The organism is Burkholderia sp. MSh2 (genome assembly GCF_000731655.1).
GTDB lineage: Bacteria > Pseudomonadota > Gammaproteobacteria > Burkholderiales > Burkholderiaceae > Burkholderia > Burkholderia paludis.
Genome location: NZ_JPGM01000074.1, coordinates 39471 through 50559, shown reverse-complemented (window position 1 = coordinate 50559; position 11089 = coordinate 39471). Strand labels below are relative to the sequence as shown.

At 58.1% G+C, this 11089-nt stretch carries 9 protein-coding genes and 2 pseudogenes; 4 read left to right on the top strand and 7 right to left on the bottom strand.

The genetic code is table 11. The features are described from left to right. Together GQ57_RS40735 and GQ57_RS32950 are read right to left on the bottom strand one after the other, a co-directional pair. On the bottom strand, positions 1-134 hold a 134-nt coding region (locus GQ57_RS40735; RefSeq protein ID WP_152603419.1), incomplete at its 3' end, for a helix-turn-helix domain-containing protein. A 581-nt stretch (positions 135-715) separates the two neighbouring features. Continuing rightward, on the bottom strand, positions 716-1450 hold the full coding sequence (locus tag GQ57_RS32950; protein ID WP_031398176.1) for an SDR family NAD(P)-dependent oxidoreductase: 735 nt from the start codon (positions 1448-1450) through the stop codon (positions 716-718). A gap of 89 nt (positions 1451-1539) precedes the next feature. Here GQ57_RS32950 and GQ57_RS32945 point away from each other — a divergent pair, with 89 nt between their 5' ends. Next, positions 1540-2442, top strand: a complete 903-nt coding sequence (locus GQ57_RS32945) for a LysR family transcriptional regulator (protein ID WP_235215169.1) — start codon at positions 1540-1542, stop codon at positions 2440-2442. A gap of 753 nt (positions 2443-3195) precedes the next feature. Here GQ57_RS32945 and GQ57_RS32940 read toward each other — a convergent pair. The 5 genes and pseudogenes from GQ57_RS32940 to GQ57_RS32925 all read right to left on the bottom strand — a co-directional run bounded on the left by GQ57_RS32940 (position 3196) and on the right by GQ57_RS32925 (position 6582). Beyond that, on the bottom strand, positions 3196-3591 hold the full coding sequence (locus GQ57_RS32940) for a hypothetical protein (RefSeq protein WP_034200054.1): 396 nt from the start codon (positions 3589-3591) through the stop codon (positions 3196-3198). 129 nt (positions 3592-3720) lie between these two features. After that, positions 3721-4266: pseudogene (locus tag GQ57_RS32935) on the bottom strand (IS256 family transposase); the annotation flags it as partial. A 191-nt stretch (positions 4267-4457) separates the two neighbouring features. Further along, complete coding sequence (locus GQ57_RS43475) at positions 4458-5045, bottom strand: hypothetical protein (RefSeq protein ID WP_200880677.1); 588 nt, start codon at positions 5043-5045, stop codon at positions 4458-4460. Between the two features lie 301 nt (positions 5046-5346). Further along, positions 5347-5604 (bottom strand): annotated as a pseudogene (locus tag GQ57_RS32930) (transposase); the annotation flags it as partial. 213 nt (positions 5605-5817) lie between these two features. Continuing rightward, entirely contained in the window at positions 5818-6582 is a 765-nt protein-coding gene (locus GQ57_RS32925) for an SDR family NAD(P)-dependent oxidoreductase (protein ID WP_031398181.1), read from the bottom strand. Between the two features lie 150 nt (positions 6583-6732). Between GQ57_RS32925 and GQ57_RS32920 the strand changes: the two genes are divergently transcribed. The 3 genes from GQ57_RS32920 (at position 6733) to GQ57_RS32910 (ending at position 11063) form a co-directional block, all read left to right on the top strand. Continuing rightward, complete coding sequence (locus GQ57_RS32920) at positions 6733-7656, top strand: LysR family transcriptional regulator (RefSeq protein ID WP_031398182.1); 924 nt, start codon at positions 6733-6735, stop codon at positions 7654-7656. 1015 nt (positions 7657-8671) lie between these two features. Beyond that, entirely contained in the window at positions 8672-9007 is a 336-nt protein-coding gene (locus tag GQ57_RS32915; RefSeq protein WP_034200053.1) for a hypothetical protein, read from the top strand. Between the two features lies 1 nt (position 9008). Further along, complete coding sequence (locus GQ57_RS32910; RefSeq protein WP_081896829.1) at positions 9009-11063, top strand: LamG domain-containing protein; 2055 nt, start codon at positions 9009-9011, stop codon at positions 11061-11063. The last annotated feature ends 26 nt before the right edge of the window (positions 11064-11089 follow it).

The following is an 11089-nucleotide window of genomic DNA, read 5'->3' as shown; positions in this document are numbered from 1 at the left end:
CGGGCGAGTTCGCGGGAAACCGTCGAGGCACTTCGCTCGAGCCGTCGTGCGATGGCTCTCGTGCTGCTACCGTTTCGATGTTCAATCATGATGACCGCGCGTTCTTCCGCGCTCAGATGCTTGTACTTCCTCATCGCAACACCTTACTCGATTCAAGGCGTTGCACTTGAAGCTAGAGACTATAGACTGCAGCCAACTCTTCCAATTCCGGAGAGTCTGATGTGATTGAAAAGATGGCGGGATCGGTTTTGGTTGCTGAAATCTCGACACAAGGGGCGTTGCTTTCCCTGTCACGTATGTACAAGCGCGTCCAGAGTCTGCTGTTGACCGGATACGAGTTCCCATCCGTGTCTACATTTCGATCGCGACCGTACAGGAGATCGATGAAACATCGAAAATCCGGGCGATTTCGGACAATATTGACGGTATGCATCAGGCCTTGGTTTTCCCGCTTCACGGTAGATGGTTGGACGCGGTGATTCTGAAATCACGATATCACGAATGCATCGTCGGATGCGCCTACGGCAACGATGCAAATCGTCGACGATCCAGGCGATCGAGTCGATTGGCCGACTGCCGCCCGATGTGGTGGACCGCAGTCGACCCGAAGCGGTCTGTCAGTGTTCCGAGCCGACGCCGACTCATGCTGGGTCCGATGAGACATTCGTGAGAGTACTGAAGTGCCGGAAAATTCAACGCAGGTGGCTGTAATCACTTAGCCAATTCGCCAGCCTCCATTGACGGAAATCACAGCACCGGTCACGAAACTCGCAGCTTCCGATGCTAGCCAGAGCACCGCAGCGGCAACATCGTCCGGCGTGCCGGGCCGGCCAACAGGCGTCTCAGCGACGATGGCAGCGACGCGCTCTTCGGGCCACGACCCGGTGAATCCGGTCCCCGCGATGAAGCCAGGAGCGATCGCGTTGGCCGTGCAGCCGTGCGGTGCCAATTCTCGCGCGAGCGCAAACGTCAGGCCGTGCAAACCGGCCTTCGCTGCAGCGTAGGCTAGCCCCCCCGGGCGGCTACCGCCTGTTTGCGCGCCGATCGAACTGATGTTGACGATCCGCCCACCCGGACGAGGCAGCCGTCGCGCGACACTGTGCGCCATTAAAAAACTACCCTTGAGGTTAGTCTCGATCACGGCGTCCCACTCCACTTCTGCTTGGTCGAGCGCGCTGTCTAGGCTTACGGGACGTATAAACCCTGCTGCATTAACCAGCAGATCTACGCAGCCAACGCCAGCAAGCGCGGTCTCGACATCCGAGCGCTTTGCAATGTCGGCACGTTGGTAGGTCGCAGTGGGCCCCAGCGTCGCGATGGCTTCTTGAAGCCGTTGGACGTTTCGCCCGATGATCGTCACACGATAGCCAGCGCTGACGCATGCGCGCGCGATGCCCAAGCCTATGCCACTCGCACCGCCTGTCACGATTGCATGTTTTTGCTCCGCCATTTTTTGCCTCCGTTCGATTCCGTACAAATTAAAGCTGGAAGCGCGATACGTCCAATACGATTGAATGTGTCCTCTGATACTCTTGTCGTATGGCTATCCTCACCCTTCGACAACTCGAACAGTTCCTGGCAGTCGCGGAGACTATGAATTATCGGCTCGCCGCCGAGCGACTCAACATGGCCCAGCCACCACTGACGGCGGCAATCAGGCAAATGGAATCACTATTGGGCGCACGTTTGCTGGAACGCGGCAATCGTGTAACGTCGTTGACTGCGGCAGGCGAGGTTTTCCGTGACGAGGCGCGCAGAACGCTGGAGCAGGCACAGCGAACCGTCGAGCTCACGCGGCGGGCGGCGCATGGGCTTATCGGTTCCATCAGGATCGGTTTCGTGGCGAGCGCTACGCGGCACGTGCTGCCGCCCTTGATTTCGCGCTTTCGACAGACGCATCCCAGTGTGGCACTTGATCTGACTGAGGCGACTACCAGACAGCAGTTGACTGCGCTCGACGAAGATCGCCTCGACGCCGGGATCGTGGTGCTACCTCTTGGCTCGGAGTTTGGACTGCGGATTGCACAGCGCAAGCTGTTGAAGAGTCGCATGGTTGCCGTCATATCTACGGAACACTCTCTGGCCAAGCCGTCTGGACGCCCCATATCACTCGCGTCGCTTGCACGCGAGCCATGGATACTTTTTCCTCCCACGGAGGGGCCTGGCTTGTACGCAACGATCCTCAACGCGTGCGCTATAGCCGGATTCACTCCGCGCGTTGTACAACGTGCGATGCAAATGGACACGATTATCGGGCTCGCGGCGGCGAAGCTCGGTGTTGGGCTTGTGCCGGAGCCGCTCGCGACAGCGGAGGCGGGTGGCGTGAGTTTCAGGCGACTCGTCGGCAGCGGGACGCCGGTGCCATACGACGTCTCATTGGTGTGGCGGAAGGCAGACCACAATCCTACTGTGGCTGCGCTAGTCAATTCATGCTTAGGTTAAGACCCCTGGTCGATCATTGCGACTGCAATGGAACGAGATGATGTTCCTGTCATATAGCGGGTACGCGTTGCTTATCTATTGTCCGCTATGGGTCCCGGAGGTGACATGCAACTGCCGATTCAACAGAAGGTGCGAGTGACGCTTCCTGGCCGATCTCTGCCGGTCGCGGCATTGCTTGCGACCCACAAAGGATGGTCGTGTTTTCGCAAAACGGACGTTCAAAGCATTCGCCACGAACGTTGCACTGTATAGCGGGCCTATCCCAGTGTTAGCGCGTTAAAGCTTCCATGGTTTGAACAATACGGCCGAATTTGTCATTGCCCTCAAAGGCCGCACAGGTTTGGGCGTATACCTGTTCCTTCCCGTTACTCTTGGAAAAAAATGCCTCCGCGCAATCACAGCGTAAGGTTGCCACCTTTGTGTGAGTCCGAGTATCGCGTAACGTCGCGACCCAGCAACTATCGGCACATCCACAGCTACCGTAGGAAAGTACTTGATGGCTTCGGTGCCAAGGCAACGTCTCGGTCCTCACGCCTTGCGCTCCAACCTTTGGCAAGAATAAGAGCGCGAGCAAACACACGGCCGTGCGCGTTCTATTGCAGTTTATGTTTATAACCGTCGAAATTTGGTTTTACCAGTAGCTTGGAGTGCCGGAGCCAGCTTTTAACGACACCGAACTCCAGTGTATTTTCGACTTCGGCGTCAACCTAACAATACCCGAACAGCCTTCAAATCGCTTACGCAGAACACCAATCAATGTGAGTACCCCGGTGGAAACTTGCCGTTCCAATTGAAGGGGTCAAAGCTGTTTTTCGTCCCGCAGGTGTTGCTCATGCGCGTGGCAAAACTCTCGCTGCCAAACTGACTATATGTGCGGTCGGCGTACGCAAGATGAATCAGCCGCTTAAGCCGGCCCCAATCAACTTCATCCTCGTCTTCGCCGCCCTGCCACGTTGGAGAAAGTTGCTCGAATGCCTGGTCGGGCGTCATTCCGTTCCCATGGTCGATATTCGCAAGAAACAGAACGGTCACGTCCCCTTTGCAATCCCGGCCCGCATCCGCAGCGTAGCTGGACGTCACAAACCGAAACATCGCAAAGCCCGTAATCAGTACGCGAACAAGCAGCTTCAATTTTCCATCAATAATCATGGTCAATTCTTTTGTCAGTTGGGCGGTGCAAGGCAACAGCGATTGCGGCGGTTTCGGAGCGCTCCTAGATCTTACGCGACTACCTCAAAGCGATTGTCAAATCTGGTGTGCGCGGACTGGTTCGCATGATCAGGCGGCCAGCGGTTGAGGAGCTGGCGTGCTCTCGATCACAGGGATTCCGTCTTTGAAGGGCGCGCCCTTCAGGAGCAGCTCGATCCTGTCGGCACTGAGAATTTTCCGCCACGACTGTTCAGTTGCTTCGATCAGCATGATCGGCACGCCAAGGAACGTCGCGCGCGACAGGCAGTTGCGCGTGCGCGACGTGCTGTGACGTACCGTCGCGAACGTCGACTCGATCGGGTTCGTGGTCCGCACGTGCTGCCAATGCTCGGCCCGGAAGTCGTAGAACGCGAGCAGTGAGGCACGACCCTTTGCCAGCTTCTCGATGGCCCTCGGATATTTGGCCGCATAGGTGTCGACGACCTGGTTAAATGCGATGATCGCGTCCGCGCGCGTCGCCGCGTTCCAGATCTCTGCGAGCGCTGCCTTGGCATGCTGCGATTTCGGCATGACGTTGAGCACGTTGCCGATCTTGTGGAACCAGCAACGCTGATGACGGACCTGCGGGAACACCTTGTCGAGCGCCACCCACAAATCCATCGCGCCGTCGCCAACAGGGGCGGTGCCAGTGTCTGTGTCGAACGGCCGCATCTGGCCGAACCCGGAAGTTCGGCCGACGCCCATTAGCCGCCTGCCCGATCTCGACGCGAACTTCCCTTGTCGACCCGATTGCGTCATTGACGGTCCCGCAAAACAGCCGTTCAAATACGCAACTCTGCCGTGAATGCAGTCACAAATAATGTGAGTCAGTCTGCACGACTTGCGCCACACGCGGCACAAAAGCTCGCGATAGGCGTGCGAAGCGGTTTACCGCAAGCAGTGCATGCAGGACCGTATAGCTTAAGGCGGTGATGCATCAATGCGTTTGCATTGCTCTCACGGAATCCTGTAATGTGTTCGTAGGCCACCAGAGCCGGAAGACCCGTGTTGTTCCGATAGGCCTCCGCTAAAGATGCCCCCGTCTCTCTTCGATATTGCTTTATCTGCTCAAGCAACGCTTCCGGATTAGCCAACTGCCACTCGTCTTCGGTGAGCATCGGTACATCCATTTTGCAGCGCCAACAGTAGATCGTTTGTGGCATCTTTTTATCGTCGCTCCTCGAACCAAGGTTGGTTGCCGATACGATCAAAACGTGCCAGATATTGTCGACGATTTTGCTCAACGTGTCGAAGGGCCGATATTGGCCGATCGCAGCCGGCCGCCACTCTGAGACGCGCGTCGCGTCTGAGGCGGACAAGCTGTGAACCCGCACGATCGCCACTGATATCGAGCCGAGCGACTGGGACTGCTCGATCGTCGAGACGCAGTTGAACCGGAAAGCAGGAGCAACCAATGAAGCTACCGGAACAGTCGCTCACTTCCACCGGCGGCTCACGCAGCAATGGCTCGTACCCGGATGCGGCCCGAATTTTGTGGCGCACTTTCAATGCCGCTAACTCCCATTAGCGGCATTGCACTTCTACCAGGTGCTGCGGCGCTGGGGCGACGACCAATACGGCTTTTGAGTGCGTCGTCACCGAATCTCTACATGCAAGCAGAGAGACCTATGACGAATCCGACCTACGAACAAATCACGAAACGTGCCGAGCGCGAAATCCACCACGTTTCTCCTCAGCGCGGAGCGGACCATACATTTTTGATGCAACGTCCTGCAAGATGGCCTTGTCCAAGCTCAGTTCGGCGACCAGCCTCTTCAGCCGCGCGTTCTCTTCCTGCAACTGCTTAAGTTCGCGCACTTGATCAGACTGCATCCCGGCGTATTGCTTCTTCCACCGATAGAACGTCTGTTCCGAAATACCGACCTGCCGAATCACATCCGCCACCGGCATGCCCAGTTCGGCTTGCTTCAGTACCGCCACAATCTGTTTGATCGAAAAGCGTTTCCGTTTCATGACAAACCACCTCCTGGTTCAGGGTCAAGTTTGCCGCAAAACTCGCGCTCGGATCGGTCCAGAATTCCTAAAGCGGATCACGTCGACTCCGCCGTGCCGGAATGTGCCAAGTGCAAAAAAGCCCGATGTTCAATCATGACGGAGTTCGGCTCGAGTGAGCCGGGTGCGGATTGGCGAGCGTCAAAGACCGCGTCCACCGCACCCGGGCCACACTCAGATCTGCTGCTGGCCGCCATCGACAAACAATTCGATGCCGTTCACGAAGCTCGCGTCGTCCGAGGCCAGGAACAGCGCCGCGCTTGCGATCTCGCCGGGCTCGCCGAGGCGTCCCATCGGGATCTGAGCTGCCAGGTAATCGGCAAGCCCCTGGCGCTGGGCAGCATCGTCACCGGCAAGATCGAGCAGGCCGGGCGTGCGGGTCGCGCCCGGGCTGATCGTGTTCACGCGGATCTGGCGATCCTTGAGGTCGAGAATCCAGTTGCGTGCGAACGAGCGCACCGCAGCCTTGGACGCCGAGTACACGCTGAACGCCGCCGTGCCCGCGCTGCCTGCCGTCGAACCCGTGAGAATCACCGACGCGCCCTTGGCCAGCAGCGGCAGTGCCTTTTGCACCGTGAACAGCACGCCCTTCACGTTGCGGTTGAAGGTGTCGTCGAAGTGTTCTTCGGTGATGTTGCCGAACGGCAGCATCGAACCGCCGCCTGCGTTGGCGAACAGCACATCGAGGCGCCCCTGTTCTTCCTTGATCTGCGCATACAGCGCGTCGAGCTCGTTCAGCTTCGTCGAATCGACGCGTACGCCGGTCGCCTCGCCGCCCGCTTCGCGGATGCTCTTCACGGCGGCGTCGAGTTCGGCCTGACGACGGCCCGTGAGGTAGACGTGCGCGCCTTCGGCGGCGAAGCGCTGGGCGGTGGCGAGGCCGATGCCGCTGGTTGCGCCGGTAACGAGTGCGATCTTGTTGTCGAGTTTGCGTGTCATGGTAGTGCTCCTTTCGTTTCGTTCGGTAGAAGTGGGCGTTGGCTGGTTCGGTGTTGCGTGCTGCGATGTGAGAAGAATATCGACGGCCCAATCCTTTCGAAATAGAATTGATTGCAATCCAACGTTGCATAAATGAAAAGATGAGGGGACATGCCGAGACTGCCGGATTTCGAAGGACTCGCGATGTTCGCGAAGGTCGCCGAGGAGGGATCGTTCGCGGCGGCGGCGCGTGCGATGGGGGTGTCGGTGGCGACGGTCTCGCGCGGCGTGGCCCGTCTGGAGGACCGGCTGGGCGCGCGGCTGTTCAACCGCACGTCGCGGCAGCTTTCGCTGACCGAGTTCGGCCGCTCGATCTGCGAGAAGGCCGGCGAGATCTACCGCCAGGCGGAAGAAACGGAGAACTCGGCGCGCGAAATGTCGGTGCAGCCGCGCGGGCTGGTGCGCCTGGCGGTGCCGATGTCGTTCGGGCTGCGCTGGGTCGCGCCGCTGCTGCCGGGGTTCTTTCGCGCGTATCCGGAGGTGTCGATCGACCTGCATCTATCGGATGCATCGGTCGATCTGGTCGCCGATGGCTTCGACGCCGCGCTGCGCATTGCCGCATTGCCCGATTCGTCGCTGGTGGCGCGGCGGCTGTGCCCGGTGACGCAATATGTGGTGGCGTCGCCGGAATATCTGGAGCGCGAGGGGCGGCCCGCTCACCCGCGCGAACTGGCGGACCGGCCCTGCCTTTCGTACGCGTATCGGGCGCGTAGCGATGTCTGGCGCTTCACGAACGACGCGGGCGAGGAGGAACCGGTGATGCCGACCGGCCCACTGCGCGTGACGAATTCCGATGCGTTGGTGCCCACGTTGCTGGAGGGCCTGGCGATCGCCGAACTGCCCGAATTCATCGCGGGCGAGTATCTGGCCGATGGCCGCCTCGAAGCGATCCTCACGGACTGGTCGCTGACAAAGGGCGGTCTGTACTTCGTCACGCCGTCGGCGCGTGCACGGCCTGCGAAGGTGGCGGCGCTATCCGATTACTTCGCCGAGCATCTTTCCGATCCCGCGTGGCGATGGTCAAAGCCGCAATGAAGCGGCCACCCATCATTGCAATTGTGCAATGGTGGGTTTCGAACACTTCCAATTCGTAAATATCTCCCTGTTCGTATTCTCCTTTCCATCGGCTGCACGACATCACGTCGCAAGCCGCTCAACCACCCGGAAAGGAGAAGCACGGCGACCATGCAAGCCCACCTGAACACGCCCGCCCGCAGTCCGTCCGCATCGACATCGAGTGAGACATGAACAAAGGCACCACTGCGTCCTCGTGCCTGATTTATGCGACAGCGCCGTGCAAAAGACACGATGTAAACACGTTTCATCGAATGTAGGCAGGCCTTGGGAATAGGCGATTTGGCATGGTGACGGAGATTCGATAGCCGGGAGTAGAAGATTTTATGCAAAATAGAACGTGCGATAATTAACAAAACCAAATGCAACCATCGATCATCGATTTGGATAATTGTTCGATTATTGGAAATGACATCGAGCATTGCATCTCGTCTTTCTCGAATGTTGCCTTATGTCCCTACGTAAATCACTGATTCTGCCCCAATCTATCGGGCGGATTTGATGGTGAGCAAGTAGGTCCCACGGCCGCGCCGGAATGCTGCCAATGGTGGCAGCAAAATTGCTCGCCTTCGAAACTTCGCGTACGCAGTGGTTTTGTGCATACCCGCTCCGCAGCCTGGTGTTGTCAGGCTTGTGCGAGAGCGCACGCCAACTTCCAGTCCGTGACACTCAATTGCTGCCGGTAACTCTATAGAAGCTTTGAGAGCGCAAACCGCGTCGATCAGCCCCTAAAATAGTGGTTCACCGGTTTAATCAAAAATCACTGGATTTCATCAGTGTCACGCTTGACTATCTGGATTCAAAATCACACAGTGTGAGTGCTTTTAGTGTCATCGCGTCACAAAAACGTATCAGATTGTCCGGGCAACATTTCCTGTAAATAATGAAGTCGATACCATATCAATGGTAAACAATAAGGATGACGAATCATGAGGAAATATTTATCCAGTCTGTCGGGGCGTAAGGAGTCGAGCGTATGAGGCACGAAGCGCTAGCACGTCATTTGCAGTTGCCCGCGGGCCTTCATAAAGCGTCCGGAGCCATTCTGACTCTTGCCGAATGCCGGCGGGATCCGAGCGCCGTACTGCCCCCTGCGCAGTTGTCAGTCGCCCAGAAGATTTCCCTCGTAAAAGCCCGTTGGCTTGCGGGGGAATGGAGCGACATCGTTTACGGAACCGAGGGCACCGTCGATCGCGACAAAGCGATTCGAGAGCTGGAAGCCCAAAGCGATATTGGCCGGCATCTCATGGAAGTTGAGTTGCGCGCCATTGAGATGACTCACGAAGAAGCCGCACAGCAAGGGAACCCATAACATGTATCGTGCACACCTCGTGGCCGGCGCCTCTCTTCAGACTGCGCCGAGCGAAGCTTTCAATTTTGGAACCGGTGACTTCACCGTCATGACCATGATCAGCTCGGTCAAAGGCGGAACGGCTGTCGCGCGGAAGGGCGCCGCGGGTGGTTCGGGCAACGGCGGGTTCCTGCTTGTCGTCAATCCGGACGGCTCGGTGAAGTTTGCGACCGACAACGGCTTCGGCTATTACCAGGTCGTTTCCGCTCCGTCGTCGATTCTGGATGGAGACTGCCATACGATCGCAGGGATCCGAACCGGTGCGCAGCTTTCCATATTCATCGATGGAGTCGCCGTTTCGGTGACGGCCTCCGGCAATGCAGCGCCGCCGTTGAACGTCAACAACAACCTGCCGCTCACAATCGGTTGTACTCAGCAGTATCAGGAGCCGCACAATCAGTTCCTGGGGAATTTGATGAACGTGAGCGTTTGGAATACCGCGCTAAGGGGCGACCTGCTTGTTAGCGCCGCATTTGCCCGGATTACCGGCTCGGAGGCAAATCTTCAGGGTTACTGGACACTCGATGACACGACGGCCGACCTGTCACCCCATCGGAATCCGGCTCGCAGTGTGGGTGCTGTCACCTATGAGTATTGCCTGCACTGCATGTGGGTAGCGGGGGACAATGCCTATACGTTCTGCTCCATCGCAAATATGCCGGACCAGAACACGCCGGACATGACGGTGACGCTTGCTCGTGATGTATCAGTGCCAACGGGCTCGCGTTCCTTCGGCATGTCGATTCTGGCAAACCAGGACGTTCCCGCCTTTCCCGTTGGGGCGCAGGTGGTCCTCACCGATCCGCTCGGGAATGCCTACAACCAGGACGCGAACACGGACGGCCTGTTTGTCCTGACCCGCAACGGCCAACCTTGGGCCGTCATGGTTACGAACCCTATAGCCGGAAAATGGACTGTGCGGGTAACCGCTCCGTCCAAGACGGCATTTCATCTTTTCACGCAAACGGTCCCGACCTCCCGTGTGGTGCAAACGTGTGAGCAGACGCTTGCGCCGTTGTTCCAGGGCGTGAGTGGACATGGGTACGCGGTAACGGATGGGATGACTGCGCGGGCGCAACTTTCGTGGAGTTTGTGGGATACGATCGCTGCGGTCGCCGTGGGCGTTATCACTGGTGCCGTCGTGGCCGGTGTGATCGTAGCCTCCGGTGGTGCTGCCATACCTGCCGTATTAGCCGGCCTCGTGGCCTTTACGGGCGTTGAGGCCAGTCTTGCAAATCAGGCTCTCACCGTGTTCGATACAGGCAATCTTCCTGTTGCCACTGCACAGACCGCCGGGATGGCCGGCTTCGTGGTCGCCGCGGGCAAGTTGCTGCTGATGGACGCCAACGTTGAAGCCGATCGGGCAACGCAACTCATATACAAGCAACGCAAGAAGAAGCTTTACCCGGTGGTTACCGCGAGCACCTTCAACAAGGTTCAGCAGCAGTTGGTGGGCGAACAGATGAAACGCGCCAAAGTCGCCGACGCGATGTCGGGCTTTGCCCAGGGGTACGTAAGTGGCGCCGGGCACGGCAAGCCGACCTACCTGATGGGCTGGTATGTGAGCGGGAACGATGGTCCGCTTGAGGAGGTACTTGCGACGTTCGGTGCGGCGAAATTCTCCGCACAGGAAGTCAGCGGGAGAATCATCCACTTCTTCGCCTGCAATACCGGCGCTGCGGGAACAGATTCGTCTCCCGGCCTGGGAAGGGCAATGGTGACTGCAGGTGCCGTGGCATTTTTTGGGTACAACTTGCCGTTTATCATCAACGTAGAGGAATCACCGGCGTTCTGTAGCTGCGACATCGCGATTGACCTGGCCATGATCGCCGGAAAGACCTGCGAGTTAGCCTATAACGAGTCCATCGCGCTTTACGACTCCACGATCAAAAGGCTGAAGGCTGATGGGAACACGCAGGCTGCCGCACAATTGGAAAGCAATCGCAATGCGTTGGTGTCACCGGTGACGAGTTCCATGTACGGGAACAAAGACGCGTATCTCACGATCAGTGGATGACGCTGTACCGGTGATGCGACGGACGG